Origin of the sequence: Streptomyces sp. NRRL F-5755, from assembly GCF_001279365.1 — a bacterium.
In the GTDB taxonomy this organism is placed as follows: domain Bacteria; phylum Actinomycetota; class Actinomycetes; order Streptomycetales; family Streptomycetaceae; genus Streptomyces; species Streptomyces rimosus.
The window spans coordinates 16,800-32,964 of the sequence record NZ_LGCW01000292.1 but is presented as its reverse complement, the minus strand read 5'-3'; the positions used below and the strand labels follow the sequence as shown (position 1 = coordinate 32,964).

At 71.1% G+C, this 16,165-nt stretch carries 14 protein-coding genes; 12 read left to right on the top strand and 2 right to left on the bottom strand.

Annotation, left to right across the window (positions count from 1 at the left end):
- Nucleotides 1-38 precede the first annotated feature (38 nt).
- The 6 genes from dacB to folE all read left to right on the top strand — a co-directional run bounded on the left by dacB (nt 39) and on the right by folE (nt 8,033).
- Entirely contained in the window at nt 39-1,553 is a 1,515-nt protein-coding gene (gene dacB / locus ADK86_RS30935) for a D-alanyl-D-alanine carboxypeptidase/D-alanyl-D-alanine-endopeptidase (protein WP_234346103.1), read from the top strand.
- Between the two features lie 269 nt (nt 1,554-1,822).
- Nucleotides 1,823-2,977 (top strand): zinc-dependent metalloprotease, encoded by a 1,155-nt coding sequence (locus ADK86_RS30930; RefSeq protein ID WP_030596438.1) that lies wholly within the window; start codon nt 1,823-1,825, stop codon nt 2,975-2,977.
- Nucleotides 2,978-3,182: 205 nt separating this feature from the next.
- Nucleotides 3,183-4,265, top strand: a complete 1,083-nt coding sequence (gene tilS / locus ADK86_RS30925) for a tRNA lysidine(34) synthetase TilS (RefSeq protein WP_053699570.1) — start codon at nt 3,183-3,185, stop codon at nt 4,263-4,265.
- Nucleotides 4,266-4,342: 77 nt separating this feature from the next.
- A complete protein-coding gene (gene hpt, locus ADK86_RS30920; RefSeq protein ID WP_004571923.1) occupies nt 4,343-4,882 on the top strand; it encodes a hypoxanthine phosphoribosyltransferase in 540 nt (179 codons plus the stop codon).
- Between the two features lie 285 nt (nt 4,883-5,167).
- The gene (gene ftsH, locus ADK86_RS30915; protein ID WP_053699569.1) at nt 5,168-7,198 is read left to right on the top strand and encodes an ATP-dependent zinc metalloprotease FtsH; all 2,031 of its coding nucleotides are present in this window, start codon (nt 5,168-5,170) and stop codon (nt 7,196-7,198) included.
- Between the two features lie 229 nt (nt 7,199-7,427).
- Nucleotides 7,428-8,033 carry a GTP cyclohydrolase I FolE gene (gene folE / locus ADK86_RS30910; protein ID WP_004571921.1) on the top strand — a complete coding sequence of 202 codons (606 nt, stop codon included), beginning with the start codon at nt 7,428-7,430 and terminating at the stop codon, nt 8,031-8,033.
- 166 nt (nt 8,034-8,199) lie between these two features.
- On the opposite strand, the gene ADK86_RS30905 is transcribed toward folE, so the two are convergent.
- Nucleotides 8,200-9,315: an alpha/beta hydrolase gene (locus ADK86_RS30905; protein ID WP_053699568.1), complete on the bottom strand. Its 1,116-nt coding sequence runs from the start codon at nt 9,313-9,315 to the stop codon at nt 8,200-8,202.
- A gap of 140 nt (nt 9,316-9,455) precedes the next feature.
- Here ADK86_RS30905 and ADK86_RS30900 point away from each other — a divergent pair, with 140 nt between their 5' ends.
- From ADK86_RS30900 to ADK86_RS30875, 6 genes are all read left to right on the top strand, one after another.
- The gene (locus ADK86_RS30900) at nt 9,456-11,300 is read left to right on the top strand and encodes a phosphatidylglycerol lysyltransferase domain-containing protein (RefSeq protein ID WP_078952368.1); all 1,845 of its coding nucleotides are present in this window, start codon (nt 9,456-9,458) and stop codon (nt 11,298-11,300) included.
- Nucleotides 11,301-11,369: 69 nt separating this feature from the next.
- Complete coding sequence (gene folP / locus ADK86_RS30895) at nt 11,370-12,290, top strand: dihydropteroate synthase (RefSeq protein ID WP_030596423.1); 921 nt, start codon at nt 11,370-11,372, stop codon at nt 12,288-12,290.
- Nucleotides 12,287-12,778, top strand: a complete 492-nt coding sequence (locus tag ADK86_RS30890) for a nuclear transport factor 2 family protein (protein WP_053699566.1) — start codon at nt 12,287-12,289, stop codon at nt 12,776-12,778. Before folP ends, ADK86_RS30890 begins: the two co-directional genes overlap by 4 nt.
- Nucleotides 12,779-13,196: 418 nt before the next feature.
- Nucleotides 13,197-13,556: a dihydroneopterin aldolase gene (folB, locus tag ADK86_RS30885; protein WP_030596419.1), complete on the top strand. Its 360-nt coding sequence runs from the start codon at nt 13,197-13,199 to the stop codon at nt 13,554-13,556.
- Nucleotides 13,553-14,146, top strand: a complete 594-nt coding sequence (gene folK / locus ADK86_RS30880) for a 2-amino-4-hydroxy-6-hydroxymethyldihydropteridine diphosphokinase (RefSeq protein WP_053699565.1) — start codon at nt 13,553-13,555, stop codon at nt 14,144-14,146. Before folB ends, folK begins: the two co-directional genes overlap by 4 nt.
- A gap of 106 nt (nt 14,147-14,252) precedes the next feature.
- A complete protein-coding gene (locus ADK86_RS30875) occupies nt 14,253-14,744 on the top strand; it encodes a DUF3180 domain-containing protein (protein WP_030596415.1) in 492 nt (163 codons plus the stop codon).
- Between the two features lie 57 nt (nt 14,745-14,801).
- On the opposite strand, the gene ADK86_RS30870 is transcribed toward ADK86_RS30875, so the two are convergent.
- Nucleotides 14,802-15,989 carry an ABC transporter ATP-binding protein gene (locus tag ADK86_RS30870; RefSeq protein ID WP_053699585.1) on the bottom strand — a complete coding sequence of 396 codons (1,188 nt, stop codon included), beginning with the start codon at nt 15,987-15,989 and terminating at the stop codon, nt 14,802-14,804.
- Nucleotides 15,990-16,165 lie beyond the last annotated feature (176 nt).

The window sequence follows — 16,165 nt, the reverse complement described above, 5'->3', positions numbered from 1 at the left end:
CGGGCTCGGCCCGGTCGGCGGGGTCCACCGCCGCGTCCGTGACCCGTTCGGCGGCGGGCTCGGCGCGTTCGGCCTACCGGTCCGCCGCGGACACCACCCGTACCGCCTGGCGGTCCGCCTCCAAGCAGCAGCGGCAGACCGTACGGCTGACGGCCAGCTCCACCGTCCTGGGACTCGTGGTCTCGGCCGGAGCGGTGACGCTGGCCGGTCCCTGGGACTCCGGCCAGCGTACGGCGGAGCGGGCCCGCGCCGCGGCGGCCGACGGAAGGGGTGGCGAGCGTCACGCCCCGGGCGGCACCGCGACCGTACCCAGCGCGCCGCCCGTACTGGCCGCGGCCGGCACGCCCGCAGGCGGAACGCCGCCCGCGCCCGGCGCCAAGGCCCTGGCCGACGTGCTCGCGCCGCTGATGAAGGACCCGGCGCTCGGCTCGCTGCGTACGGCATCCGTCGTGGACGCCGCCACCGGCCGGGAACTCTTCGGCGCCGAACCGGCGCGCAACGCCACGCCCGCCTCGACCGTCAAGCTGGCCATCGCCACCGCCGCGCTCTCCGCGCTCGGCCCCGAGCACCGCATCGACACCACGGTCGTCGAGGCCGGGAGCGGCGGCATCGCCCTGGTCGGCGGCGGCGACCCCACCCTCACCGCCCGCGCGCCGAAGCAGGACGCCCAGGACCAGCCGGCCGGCCTGCGGGCGCTGGCCGACGGGACGGCCCGTGCGCTCAAGGACCGCGGCACCACCAAGGTACGGCTCGGGTATGACACCTCGGCCTATACGGGACCGGTGCTGCACCCCATAAGCCCCAACGAGAACATCGCCCCCGTCACGCCCCTCATGGTCGACGAGGGGCGCCTCGACCAGAGCGAATACGGGCCCGCGCCCCGCGACACGGACCCGGCCGCGGCGGCTGCCCGTACCTTCGCGCGGATGCTCAAGGACCGCGGCGTCACGGTCGACGGCGAGCCCGCCAAGACCACCGCCCCCGCCAAGGCCCCCCGCCTGGCCACCGTCCGCTCCCTGCCGCTCGCCGGGCTCGTCGAGCGGATGCTGACGCACAGCGACAACGACATCGCGGAGGCGCTGGCCCGCCAGACGGCCCTGGCCGGCGGCGAACCGGCCAGCTTCGAGGGCGCGGGCCGGGCCGTACGCAAGGAACTGGCGGACCTCAAGCTCCCGCTGGGCGGCGCCGTCTTCGAGGACGGCAGCGGCCTGGACCGCGACGACAAGGTCTCGGCCGGCCTGCTCTCCCGCATCCTCACCCTGGCCACATCCGCCGACCACCCCGAACTGCGCCCGGTCACCACCGGCCTCCCGGTCGCCGGCTTCACCGGCACCCTCAGCAGCCGCTACGCGGGCGAAAAGGCGGGCGCCGGCACCGTACGCGCCAAAACCGGCACCCTCACCGGCGTGAACACCCTGGCCGGCACGGTCGTGGACACCGACGGCCGCCTCCTGCTCTTCGCCTTCATGACCAACAACACCACCGACCCCCAGGCGGCCCAACAGGCACTGGACCGCCTGGCAACAGCAGTGGCCAACTGCGGTTGCCGTTAGCAAACAACCACCAAACAACCAGCACCCGACCACCCACACCAGCAAGAACCCACCTTCCCCCTCCCACCCACGGAAGGGGACGGGCCGGAGCGGCCTGCCGCGCAGGCCCGTCCCCGAACCTTGACCGCCCCGCGCAGCGGCCACAGCCCGCCGCAGGCGCGAACGGACCGGCAGCCGAAACCGAACCGCCACCGACGGACCGGCCCGGCCCGCCGCAGGCGACCCGCGCCGCGCTACCCCAAGCGGATGCGCCCACGTACCGTGAACCCATGACGAGCATCGGTGGTGTGGAGATGGTCGACTGGAACCTCGCGGTAGCGACCGCGACCCGGTTCGTGCGGCCGGGACCAGAGGTGAGCCGCGACGAGGCGCGGGAGATCGTCGCCGAGCTGCGGCGGCACGCGAAGTCTTCCGAGGAGCACGTGCGCAGGTTCACGCGCATGGTGCACCCGGAGACGGCGGCGGAGGGGGAGCCGGGCGCGGAGCAGCCTCGTACTCAGCACGACACCCCTGTCCTCGTCGTGGACCGCCCCGGCTGGATCAGGGCCAATGTGGCCGGTTTCCGCGCCGTGCTGAAGCCGCTGCTGCACAAGATGGAGGAGCGCCGCTCCTCCATGCCGGGCGGCGCCGTGCTGGGCGCTGTCGGCGGCAAGGTGACCGGCGTCGAGCTGGGGATGCTGCTGTCGTTCCTGGCCTCGCGCGTTCTCGGCCAGTACGAGACCTTCGCGCCCGCCTCGCGCGACCTGCCGGCGGGGGCGCAGGGCGGCCGGCTGCTGCTGGTGGCGCCGAACATCGTGCACGTGGAGCGGGAGCTGGAGGTGGACCCGCACGACTTCCGCATGTGGGTGTGCCTGCACGAGGAGACGCACCGTACACAGTTCACGGCCGTGCCCTGGCTGCGCGATCACATCGAGGGCGAGATCCAGTCCTTCCTGGGCGAGACGGAGATCGACCCGGGGACGCTGCTGGAGCGGCTGCGGGAGGCCGTCCAGTCGCTGACCGGCGGCCGGCCGGAGGGCGAGGAGGGGGACGACGGGAGCCGCAGCTTCGTGGACCTGGTGCAGACCCCGGCGCAGCGGGAGATCCTGGCGCGGCTGACGGCGGTGATGTCGCTCCTGGAGGGGCACGCCGATTATGTGATGGACGGTGTCGGCCCGGATGTGGTGCCGTCCGTCGCGGAGATCCGCGAGAAGTTCCAGAAGCGGCGGGCCAGCGGCGCGGGCCGGCTGGACCAGGCGCTGCGCAAGCTGCTGGGGCTGGACGCGAAGCTGCGCCAGTACCGGGACGGCGAGCGGTTCGTACGGGCCGTCGTGGACGAGGTCGGCATGGACGGCTTCAACCGGGTGTGGACGTCGCCGAACACGCTGCCGACCAAACAGGAGATCGCCAAACCGGCGGACTGGGTCGCGCGGGTGCATCGCTGAAGGGGCGGAGCCCCGGGGGACAAAGGCGCGAGCCGGTCGCACCGCAGGGCGGGTGAACGCTCCCCTCAATCACTCTTCTGAGGGACCGTGACCGCAGGATGGGCGTGCAATGCTCAGGGAACTGCTCGTCTCTGTCACCATCTAGGCACTCTGTGTGACGAAAAGCCGTTGCTCGGCCCGAAGCCCCCCACGATTGGAAACGGACATGGGTCCCCATCCAGCGGTCGCCGCGATACGCGTGGCGGTCCGCCGCGTACTCCACGACGTACTGAACCACCACTCCTCGCAGATCCCGGCCCCCGCGCACGCCGCGCAGCAGCCGGTCGCCGCGGGCTCCGCGGGGCCCGCCGGGGCGCCGGCCCCCGCGGCGGACGCGCCCCCTCTGGTGCTCGTCGCGTGCTCCGGCGGCGCCGATTCCATGGCACTCGCCTCCGCGCTGGCCTTCGAGGCGCCCAAGCTGGGCGTAAGGGCTGGCGGCATCACCGTCGACCACGGCCTCCAGGACGGCTCCGACCTGCGCGCCGCCGAGGTCGTGGTGCGTCTGCGCGCCCTCGGTCTGGACCCGGTCGAAGCGGTGGCCGTCCAGGTGGGCGCCGAGGGCGGCCCCGAGGCCGCCGCCCGCGACGCGCGCTACGCCGCGCTCGACGCCGCCGCCGAGCGCCACGGCGCCGCCGCGATCCTCCTCGGCCACACCCGCGACGACCAGGCAGAGACGGTCCTGCTGGGGCTCGCCAGGGGCTCCGGCACGCGCTCCCTGTCCGGTATGGCGGCCACGACGGGCCGCGGCGGCCGCTACCGCCGCCCTTTCCTGGAGGTGGACCGGCAGACGGCCCGTAAGGCGTGCCTGATCCAGTCGCTGCCCGTATGGGACGACCCGCACAACGCCGATCCCCTGTACACGCGCTCCCGGCTGCGTCACGAGGGCCTGCCCGCACTGGAGAAGGCGCTCGGCAAGGGCGTCGTGGAGGCCCTGGCCCGTACGGCCCAGCTCTCCCGGGACGACGCCGACGCCCTGGACTCCTGGGCCGCCGACGCGGAGCGCACGGTCCTCGACGAGCGCGGCGCCCTGGACGCCGCCAAGCTGTACGCCTTGCCCGCCGCCGTCCGCCGCCGGGTGCTGCGCCGGGCGGCCATCGCGGCGGGCGCGCCGGCCGGTTCGCTCTTCGCCCGCCACATCGAAGAGGTGGACCGGCTGATCACGGCCTGGCGCGGGCAGGGAACCGTCAACCTCCCCGGGCGGGTGGGTGTGCGACGGCAGGGTGGCAGACTGGTGATCCGGCAGGGCTGAGCCGTACGAGACCGCCTTGCTGCATGAGTCTCATGACACCGAACCGAGCGAGAGTGGCACGGGTGGACGACAAGGACATGGGTTCCGACCTTCAGTCGGTGCTCATCAGCAAGGAAGAGATCGACGCGAAGCTGGCGGAGCTGGCCGCGAAGATCGACGCGGAGTACGCGGGCAAGGACCTGCTCCTGGTCGGCGTCCTCAAGGGCGCCGTGATGGTCATGGCGGACCTGGCGCGTGCGCTGTCCAACCCCGTCACGATGGACTGGATGGCCGTGTCGTCGTACGGCGCGGGCACCCAGTCCTCCGGAGTGGTCCGCATCCTCAAGGACCTGGACACCGACATCAAGGGCAAGCACGTCCTGATCGTCGAGGACATCATCGACTCCGGTCTGACGCTGTCCTGGCTGCTGTCGAACCTGGGCTCGCGCGAGCCCGCCAGCCTGGAGGTCTGCACGCTGCTGCGCAAGCCGGACGCGGCCAAGGTCGCGATCGACGTGAAGTGGATCGGCTTCGACATCCCCAACGAGTTCGTCGTGGGCTACGGCCTGGATTTCGCGGAGAAGTACCGCAACCTGCCGTTCGTCGGCACGCTCGCGCCGCACGTCTACGGCGGCTGAGCGGCGCCGTACCCGTCCGGCCGCCGCACCGGCGGCCGGGGCCCGGGACCGACCGGAGACCGGCGGCGGGAACCCCGTGGGGCCGCCCGCCGTTGGAGCAGGGAGAACGGCATCCGAAGCTGCATTGTTAACCGTGGGCGGCGTCGTCGGGTGACAATGCTGGGGTACCGTCCGAAGGTCAGTCTTTTTTCGGGCCAGTAATACACCGTACGCACGACCAGCCCTCCACAGGGCTGTTGTGCCTCACTGTGGCAGGAGGGACGGGGCTCAGAGAGCTCCGTATGGATGGACGTGAAGCGATACTTCCGTGGGCCGGTCATGTGGATCGTGCTGGCCGTCCTCGCCGTGGTCGTGTTGATGCAGGTCGTCGGCTCGTCCGGCGGCTACAAGACGGTGGACACCGGTCAGGTCGTCAAGGCGATCACTGACAACAAGGTGAAATCCGCCGAGCTGACGACCGGCGACGAGAACAAGATCAAGGTCGAGCTGTCCGGCGACAACAAGGTCGACGGCTCCAACAAGCTCCAGGCGAGCTACATCGGCGACCAGGGCGTCGATCTGGCCAAGACCCTGCAGGCCAGGTACCAGACCGGCGAGATCAAGGACGGTTACACCGTCTCCCCGTCGAAGCAGAACCCGTTCGTCGGGATGCTGATCTCGCTGCTGCCCTTCGTCCTCATCGTGGTCATCTTCCTGTTCCTGATGAACCAGATGCAGGGCGGCGGCTCCCGGGTGATGAACTTCGGGAAGTCCAAGGCCAAGCTGATCACCAAGGACACCCCGAAGACGACGTTCTCGGACGTCGCGGGTTCGGACGAGGCCGTCGAGGAGCTCCAGGAGATCAAGGAGTTCCTCCAGGAGCCGGCCAAGTTCCAGGCCGTCGGCGCCAAGATCCCGAAGGGTGTGCTGCTGTACGGCCCGCCCGGTACGGGCAAGACGCTGCTCGCGCGCGCCGTCGCCGGCGAGGCGGGCGTGCCGTTCTACTCGATCTCCGGCTCCGACTTCGTCGAGATGTTCGTGGGTGTCGGTGCCTCCCGGGTCCGTGACCTGTTCGAGCAGGCCAAGGCGAACGCCCCGGCGATCGTCTTCGTCGACGAGATCGACGCCGTCGGCCGGCACCGCGGCGCGGGCCTCGGCGGCGGCCACGACGAGCGCGAGCAGACGCTGAACCAGCTGCTCGTCGAGATGGACGGCTTCGACGTCAAGGGCGGCGTGATCCTGATCGCCGCGACCAACCGCCCGGACATCCTGGACCCGGCGCTGCTGCGCCCCGGCCGCTTCGACCGGCAGATCGCCGTCGACCGCCCGGACATGCAGGGCCGCCTGGAGATCCTCAAGGTCCACCAGAAGGGCAAGCCGGTCGCGCCGGACGTCGACCTGACGGCCGTCGCCAAGCGCACCCCCGGCTTCACCGGTGCCGACCTGTCGAACGTGCTCAACGAAGCCGCGCTGCTGACGGCCCGCAGCGACGCGAAGCTGATCGACAACAAGGCGCTGGACGAGGCGATCGACCGCGTGGTGGCCGGTCCGCAGAAGCGGACCCGCATCATGTCGGAGAAGGAGAAGAAGATCACCGCGTACCACGAGGGCGGACACGCCCTGGTCGCGGCCGCTTCGCCGAACTCCGACCCGGTCCACAAGATCACGATCCTGTCCCGCGGCCGGGCCCTGGGCTACACCATGGTCCTGCCGGACGAGGACAAGTACTCGACCACGCGCAACGAGATGCTCGATCAGCTGGCGTACATGCTCGGCGGCCGTGCGGCCGAGGAACTGGTCTTCCACGACCCGACCACCGGCGCCGCGAACGACATCGAGAAGGCGACCGCAACGGCCCGTGCCATGGTCACCCAGTACGGTATGACCGAGCGGCTCGGCGCGATCAAGTTCGGCTCCGACAACTCCGAGCCGTTCCTCGGCCGTGAGATGGGTCACCAGCGCGACTACTCCGAAGAGGTCGCGGCGCTGGTCGACGAAGAGGTCAAGAAGCTCATCGAGACCGCGCACAACGAGGCGTGGGAGATCCTGGTCGAGAACCGCGATGTGCTCGACAACCTGGTTCTGCAGCTCCTGGAGAAGGAGACGCTGAACAAGGAAGAGGTCGCCGAGGTCTTCAAGCACATCGTCAAGCGCCCGGCCCGCCCGGCGTGGACCGGCTCCTCGCGGCGTACGCCCTCGACCCGCCCGCCGGTGCTCTCCCCGAAGGAGCTGGCCCCGGCCAACGGCTCGGCGCCCTCGGCCCCCTCCGCCCCCTCGTCGTCGAATGTCTCGACCGAGAAGACCGAGTCCCCCGAGGACCGGACGCCGGAGAGCTGACCGCTTTCGGGCGCCGCCGACAAGGCACCGGCCGGGTTCGCCCGGCAGCAGACCGGGTCCGTACGGAACATTCCGTACGGACCCGGTTTTTTCGCAGCGCTGCGATCGTTATGACCGGAATGTCATGGGTCTCACACCGGCCCCGGAATGAAAGCCGTGCCCCACGGGTTCTAGCCTGGGCACGTGGTACTCCGCCTGAGGGGCGGGCGCAACAGGAACGAGGCACGAGATGACCGATCCGGTGACGCTGGACGGCGACGGCAAGATCGGCGAGTTCGACGAGAAGCGCGCCGAGAACGCCGTACGTGAGCTGCTGATCGCCGTCGGCGAGGACCCGGACCGCGAGGGCCTGCTGGAGACACCGGCGCGGGTCGCCCGCGCGTACAAGGAGATCCTGGCCGGACTGCGCCAGGAGCCCGAGGACGTCCTGACGACCACCTTCGACCTGGGCCACGACGAGATGGTGCTGGTCAAGGACATCGAGATCGTCTCGCTGTGCGAGCACCACCTGCTGCCCTTCCACGGCGTCGCGCACGTCGGCTACATCCCGGCCGAGAGCGGCAAGATCACCGGCCTGTCCAAGCTGGCCCGGCTGGTCGAGGTCTTCGCCCGCCGCCCGCAGGTGCAGGAACGCCTCACCACGCAGATCGCCGACTCCCTGATGCGCATCCTGGAGGCCCGCGGCGCCATCGTGGTGATCGAGGCCGAGCACATGTGCATGTCGGTGCGCGGCATCCGCAAGCCGGGCGCCAAGACGACCACCTCGGCCGTACGCGGCCAGCTGCGGGACTCCACGACCCGCTCCGAAGCGATGAGCCTGATACTGGCCCGCTAGGCCGTACGGGGGCGACTGGCCCGCTAGGCCGTACGGGGGCCGACGCGCCTCATGGAGGCCGGCTGACGTCCGCCGGCGGGCCTCCGGAGATACGAACGAGGGCGGGGCCCGGTGGAATCCACCGGGCCCCGCCCTCGTCGTCACGTCGCCCTCGGGGCGGTGTCCGCTACGCCTTGAGGTGGCCGCCCATCCACTCCAAGGCGGCCGGTATCTCACGGCGCCAGGTGTTGAAGTTGTGGCCGCCGCTGTCGAGGATGATCGACGCGATCCGGCTCGGGGATTTGGTCTGCTGGATGAACTTCAGCGTGTCCTTGTAGTTCTCCTCGCCCTGCTTGCTGGAGGTGACGAGGAGGTTCACCGGCGGTGCAGGAAGGTTTTTCTGCCGCCACATGAGGTCGTTCTCCCGCTCCAGCTGCTTGTCGCCGCCGAACAGCGCGCCGGTCGTGGCGTCCAGCGGGGCCTTGTACGCGCCGGAGAGGGCCACGCCGGTGGAGAACGCCTTCGGGTAGCGCATCGGCATCTTCAGGGCGCAGTAGCCGCCCGTGGAGTCCCCTATGACGCCCCAGTTCCTGGCGTCGGTGCCGACCCGGTAGTGGCTGGCTATGTCGTGGCGCACGTCATGGGTGAAGAACGTCTCGGTCTGCGGGCCGTTCGGGATGTCCACGCACTCGGTGTCCCGCGGCGGTGCCACGGTCGGGCGCATCATGACCAGTATCGTCGGCTGCATCTTGTTCTTGCGGACCAGGTCGTGCTGGGTCTGCGGGAAGTGCAGCTTCTTGTACAGGGCCTGCGCGGTGCCCGGGTAGCCGGTCAGCACCACGGACGCGGGGAAGCGCTTCTTCGCGTACTTGGGCTGGAAGTACTGCGGCGGCAGATACACGAACGCCGGGCTGTTGATCTTGGATTTCTCGCCCTGCAGCATGACCTTGTCTATCCGGCCGCCGACGTGCGGCTTGGAACCGCCGGGCACCCCCACGTGCTCGCTGCCGAGCATCTTCAGCTTGGTGCCGTTCGGGCCGGTCTCGTAATTGGTCACCACGCCCGGCTCCTGCTCCTTGCCGAACAGGTCCGCCCAGGATGCGTAGAAACCGAACGAGTTGTTCGCGAACAGGCCGATCGACGCGAAGATCGACAGCTGGGTCGCCAGCAGCAGGCCGACGCGGCCGAGGACCGCGCGCCAGTTGCGCTTGGACAGGCGCGGCCACAGCCAGATGGTGAGGACAAAGAGTGCTACCGCGAAAAGGACGGCCAGGAGCAGCACTTTTTTGCTGGTGAGACCCATGTGGCGCTTTCTTCCGGGCGGCCGGTCGACACGGCCGCAGGTGGAACCCCGGGCCCTGAAACGCCGTCATACAGGGCGCAAAAGTCCAGATGCTGCGACTAACACTCGCACGTTCTCTCGACCGGGGCGACGGGAAAGTAATGTCTGACAGGCTAGATGGCGAAAAGTCCGGGACGGTTGCGTGGCGTCCGCCACGCTGGCTGCGCGGCCCCCGCCCCGAAAAGGTCCCGCCATTGGTGGGGACCGCCGGAGCGGTCGTCGGGCTGCTGAATCTGGCGGCCGGGCTCTTCCCCCGTTTCCGGCACAGCCGGCTGCATGCGCTGGCGGAGGTCCTGCCGGGCACCGTGAGCGCCCTGGCCGCGGCTTCCTCCATAGTGGTCGGCATCCTGCTCCTGATGCTCGCCCACGGGCTCAAACGGCGTAAGCGCCGCGCCTGGGTGGCGGCCGTCGCGCTGCTCCCGGTGGGCATCGCGGCCCAGCTGGTCTACCGGCACTCCGTCCTCGGCGCGGCCTTCTCGCTGGCCCTGCTGGCCTTCCTGGTGTGGCACCGCCGCGCCTTCGAGGCGCTGCCGGACCCGCGCAGCCGGGTGAAGGCGCTGCTGAACTTCGTCGCCCTCGGAGGCATCAGCTTCGGCCTCGGCCTGGTGATCGTGAACTCCCACCCGCACAAGATCGTCGGCGATCCGTCGGTGTGGGAGCGGATCAAGCACGTCCTGTGGGGCCTGTTCGGCTTCGAGGGCCCGGTCCGGTACGTCAGCAACGTCGACTACACCGTCGGCTACTCCCTGGGCGCCCTCGGCCTGCTGACCGTCGCCACCACCGCCTACCTGGCCTTCCGCCCCGAGCACCCGGCCGCCCGGCTCACCGAGGCGGACGAGGAGAAGCTGCGCGAGCTGCTGGCCAAGCACGGCGGCCGGGACTCCCTCGGCTACTTCGCGCTCCGCCGCGACAAGGGCGTGGTCTTCTCGCCGACCGGCAAGGCCGCGGTCTGCTACCGGGTCATATCCGGCGTGATGCTCGCCAGCGGCGACCCGATCGGCGACGTGGAGGCGTGGCCGGGCGCCATCGAGCGCTTCATGGAGGAGGCGCGGGCGCACTCCTGGACCCCGGCCGTCACCGGCTGCAGCGAGACCGGCGGCCAGGTCTGGACCCGCGAGACCGGCATGGACGCGCTGGAGCTGGGCGACGAGGCGATCGTGGACGTGGCGGACTTCACCCTCACGGGCCGCTCGATGCGCAACGTACGCCAGATGGTCAAGCGCATCGAGCGCAACGGCTACGAGACCCGGGTGCGGCGGGTGCGCGACCTGGAGCCCGAGGAGCTGGCCCGTATCCAGAAGGCCGCCGACGCCTGGCGCGACACCGACACCGAGCGCGGCTTCTCGATGGCGCTGGGCCGTATCGACGCGGACAAGGACGGCGACGCGGTGATCGCCACCGCCCACCTGGCGCCCGCCGAGGGCGAGACGCCCGGCCCGTTCGGCGACCTGAAGGCCATGCAGCACTACGTACCGTGGGGCAAGGACGGCATCTCGCTGGAGCTGATGCGCCGCGACCGCTCCGCCGACCCCGGCATGAACGAGCTGCTGATCGTCGCCTCCCTCCAGGCGGCCCCCGGCCTGAAGATCAAGCAGGTGTCGCTGAACTTCGCGGTCTTCCGCTCCTCCCTGGAGCGCGGCGAGAAGCTGGGCGCGGGCCCGGTCATCCGGATCTGGCGCGGGATGCTGATCTTCCTGTCCCGCTGGTACCAGATCGAATCGCTCTACAAGTTCAACGACAAGTTCCAGCCCCGCTGGGAGCCGCGTTTCGTGGTCTTCCGCAACAGCCGGGACATACCGCGCATCGGCCTGGCCGCACTACAGGCCGAGGGGTACCTGGAACTGGGGCTGCCCCGGGCGCTGCGCCGCAAGGCGCCCGCCGAGCCGCAGCCGTGCGCGCACAAGGACGAGCCCATCACCGCGGACGCGGTCGGGACCGCCGCGTAAGAACCGGGTACGCCGCCCGCCTCTGACCGGGGTGGGCGGCCCCGTACCCCACACGCCTAGGCTGGAGCCATGAGTACCTTGCGCGGCCGGGTGGCCGGACTTCCGGACTGGGACCGCTGCGCGGTGATGGGCGTGGTGAACGTGACGCCCGACTCGTTCTCCGACGGCGGGCAGTGGTTCGACACCGAGCTGGCCGTCAAGCACGGGCTCGATCTGGTCGCGCAGGGCGCCGACCTGGTGGACGTGGGCGGCGAGTCGACGCGGCCGGGCGCCGCGCGGGTGGACGAGGCCGAGGAACTGCGCCGGGTCGTGCCGGTCGTGCGGGAGCTGTGCGCCGCCGGGGTCACGGTCTCGGTGGACACCATGCGGGCCTCGGTCGCCGAGCAGGCCGTCGCGGCCGGCGCGCGGCTGGTCAACGACGTGAGCGCGGGCGCGGCAGACCCGGCGATGGTGCCGGTGGTGGCCGCGGCCGGGGTGCCGTTCGTGGTCATGCACTGGCGCGGCCGGTCCATCGACATGAACAACCGGGCCGTCTACGGGGACGTGGTCTCCGAGGTCGTCGACGAGCTGCGGCAGAGCCTGGACCGGGCGGTGGCCGGCGGTATCGGCCCCGAGCGCATCGTGATCGACCCCGGGCTGGGCTTCGCCAAGGAGGCCGCGCACGACCTCGCGCTGGTCGCGCACCTGGCCCGGCTGCGGGAGCTGGGCCGTCCGCTGCTGGTGGCCGCTTCGCGCAAACGTTTCCTGGGCAGGGTGCTGGCAGGGGACGCGCACGCCGCCCCGCCGCCGGCCCGGGAGCGGGATGCGGCGACGGCCGCGGTCTCGGCGATGGTCGCGCGGGAGGGAGCCTGGGCGGTGCGGGTCCACGAGGTACGGGCGAGCGCGGACGCGGTACGGGTCGCGCGCGCCGTGGAGGGCGCGGTGCGGGAGACGGGCGGGACGAGTGTGACGGGCGCCGCGGGAGCGGCGGACGCGACGGGAGCGGTGTGAGTCCACGTACGGACATCGAGCTGGTCGAGCAGGCGAACACCGACCTGTACGAGGCCATGGAGCGCGGTGATCACGCGGCCATGTCCGAGATGTGGATGGACGGCCAGGTGAGCGTGGTGCACCCGGGCTGGCCGGTGCTGCGCGGGCGCGGCGAGGTGCTGCGCTCATACGCCCTGATCATGGCGAACACCGAGTACATCCAGTTCTTCCTGACGGACGTGGAGATCGACGTCCTGGGCGACACCGCGCTGGTGACCTGCACCGAGAACATCCTCAGCGGCGGGCCCGCGGAGGAGGACGGCTCGGTCGGGCCGCTGATCGGCCAGCTGGTCGTGGCGACCAATGTCTTCCGGCGTACGGAAGAGGGCTGGCGGGTCTGGTCGCACCACGGCTCGCCCGTCCTGGCGGACCGGGACGACGACGAGGACGGGGAAGCGGGGGAGTCCGGCGACGGCGACGGGCCGGGCGCCGGAAGTATGGGCGGCTGACGAACGTGAAACCCGCGTGAAGTCTTCGGGCAATTTCGCGGGCGTTGTGTGGTCGAACTGTGGTCTTGCCGGGGCTGCCGTCAGGTCCGGACCAGGGCGGACGACGGGTCCGACCGTCAGCGGGAAGCGTCAGCAAGGTCGACTTCTGCGCACCCGTTCGAGCCAAGTGCTGCAAGGGTAGGGGTGGGACCGCGAGGGCCCGGGTAGTGGCCGCGCGGACGGCCGCCCGACCGCTCGGCGGTGCCGCCCTGCAGCGTCGGGTGGCCTTGTCCATGGCCCCCGTGGGCAAGCACTGTCGGTGCTCGCAGGTAGATTCGATGACAGGGCGGCGTGCCGGACGAGTCCTCGGCCCCCGCCCGGAATTCCGACGATCAGTGGTACCAGAGGTGCCAATGGGACCAGTGGGAGTGTGATTCGCGTGGATCGTGTCGCGCTGCGTGGGCTGAAGGCCAGAGGGCACCACGGGGTCTTCCCCCGGGAACGCGAGGAGGGCCAGACCTTCATCGTGGACCTGGTGCTGGGTCTGGACACCCGCCCGGCGGCGGCGGCCGACGACCTCGCGAAGACCGTGCATTACGGCGTCGTGGCGGAGGAGGTCGTGGCCGTCGTCGAGGGCGAGCCGGTCGACCTCATCGAGACGCTCGCGGAGCGCATCGCCGGTCAGTGCCTCAAGCACGAGGGGGTGCAGGAGGTGGAGGTGGTCGTCCACAAGCCGGACGCCCCGATCACCGTCCCCTTTGACGACGTGACCATCACCATCACCCGGAGCCGAGTATGACCAGCAGTGACCCGACCGTACAGCCGGTGCCCACGTCCGTGGTGGAGCGGGTGGACGCGGCGGACGTGACCCTCTCCAACCCCAAGCGGGCCGTCCTCTCCCTCGGCAGCAACCTCGGCAACCGCCTGGAGACCCTCCAGGGGGCCATCGACGCCCTGGAGGACACCCCGGGCGTCCGGGTCAAGGCCGTCTCGCCGGTCTACGAGACCGAGCCGTGGGGCGTCGACCCGGGCTCCCAGCCCACGTACTTCAACGCCGTGGTGCTCATCAAGACGACGCTGCCGCCCAGCTCGCTGCTGGAGCGCGGGCACGCCATCGAGGAAGCCTTCGAGCGCGTCCGCGACGAGCGCTGGGGCCCGCGCACGATCGACGTGGACATCCTCGCGTACCAGGACGTGGTCTCCGAGGACCCGCTGCTCACCCTGCCCCACCCGCGCGCCCACGAGCGCGCCTTCGTGCTGGTGCCGTGGCACGACGTGGACCCGGAGGCGGAGGTCCCGGGCCGCGGCGCGGTGGTGGAGCTGCTCTCGGCGGTCGGCCGCGAGGGCGTCATGCCGCGGGCGGACCTGGAGCTGCGGCTGCCGGAGTAGCGGTCCCGGCAGCGCGGTGGCGGCTGTCCAGGAACCGGGACCGCCGGGGCGGTCGTTAAGACAGCGGCACACGTACGAGAACGAAGGCACGAGGGGCGAGCGCTCGGTGAAGCAGCTACACATCAAGGTGCTGGTCGGGCTGTTCCTGGCGGCCGGGGTGCTGGCGTGGGCCGGCGCCCGGCTGTGGGACGCCCTCGGCACGCTCCCCGGCGTGCCCCTGGCGGCGCCCATCGTGCTGGCCCTGATCGCCGCCGTCCTGGCCGCCACCGCCCTGTCCCTGCGCTCCCGGCTGAACGCCCAGCGTGCCCGCGAGCCCGGCGCCAAGGGCGTCGACCCGCTGGTCGCCGCCCGCGCCGTCGTCTTCGGCCAGGCGAGCGCCCTGGTGGCGTCCCTGGTGGCCGGTCTGTACGGCGGCGTCGGCGTCTTCCTGCTGTCCACCGGCATGGACGTGGACCCCCGCCGGGACCAGGCCATCTACGCCGGCTTCTCGGTCCTGACGGGGGCGGCGGTGGTGGTGGCCGCGATCTTCCTGGAGCGGGTGTGCAAGCTTCCGGAGGACGATGACGAGACGGGCACGGGGGGCGCTAGCCCGGCGTAGGCGGCCGGTGCGGGCGGCGTACGGCCTCGTACTGGACCTGCCGCCCGGCCCGTACGGCTACGCGCCGGGGACGCTCTCCACCACGACGTCCTCCCGCTGTACGTGACCCGCGTCCGCCGCCGTGGACCGCCGCAGCGCGGCATGCAGGCCCGCGGGCGTCAGTACGCCGAGGAAGCGCTCGCCGTCCAGCACCGCGATCCAGCCCGCGTCGTGCTGGAGCATCGTGCTGAACGCCTGCTTCAGCGGCGCCCCGAGCGGCAGCCACGCGTCCATCCGCCGCGCGTGGTCCCGCACCTCGCCACCGGTCTCGCCGGGCCCGTCGGGCCCGCCCGTTCCGGCGGCCAGCCCGGCGCCGGAGACCCACCCGTGCAGGGCCCCGTCCGCGTCGAGCACCACGGCCCATGCCGCGCCCTCCTCGGCCAGCCGGGCCGCGGCCCGCGCCGCGTCGTCGTCGAGCCGGACCACCGGCGGCTGCTCCAGGTCACCGGTCTCGATCGGGGTGACCGAGAGCCGCTTGAGACCGCGGTCGGCGCCGACGAACTCCGCCACGTACGGGGTGGCCGGTGCGCCCAGCACCGTGGCCGGGGTGTCGAACTGCTCGACGCGGCCCGCCCCGTACACCGCGATGCGGTCACCGAGCCGGACCGCTTCCTCGATGTCGTGGGTGACGAAGAGCACCGTCTTGTGGAGCGTGGACTGCAGGCGCAGGAATTCCGTCTGGAGGTGTTCGCGCACGACCGGGTCGACGGCTCCGAACGGCTCGTCCATCAGCAGGACGGGCGGGTCGGCGGCCAGCGCGCGGGCCACGCCGACGCGCTGGCGCTGGCCGCCGGAGAGCTGTTCCGGGTAGCGGTCCCCGTACTGCGCGGGGTCCAAGCCGACCAGGTCGAGGAGTTCGGCCGCGCGGTCCCGGGCCTTCTTGCGCTGCCAACCGAGCAGGTGCGGGACGGTGGCGGTGTTGTCCAGCACCGTCTTGTGCGGGAAGAGGCCGACCTGCTGGATGACGTAGCCGATGCGGCGCCGCAGTTCGACGGGGTCGATGGTTGATATGTCCGTGCCGTCCAGATAGATGTGACCGCTCGTCGGCTCGATGAGCCGGTTGACCATCTTCATCGTCGTGGTCTTGCCGCAGCCCGACGGCCCGACGAGCGTGACCAGCTCGCCCTCCCCGACCTCGAAGGAGAGGTCGTCGACGGCGGTGGCGCCGTCGGCGTAGCTCTTGGTGACGTGCTCGAAACGGATCATGGTGGGGTCCCCCAGTGTGAACGGTCGCCGGCCGGGCAGGCGCACGGAGCGCTCCCCGGCTGATACCCGCGGAATCCGTTCCTTCGCAGGCGTCTTGTTACGACTGGATGGCGGGCCGGTTGGATTGTCAGTGGTGGGGGATAGGGTCGCAGACAGTCACCGAAAATGTGAGCGAC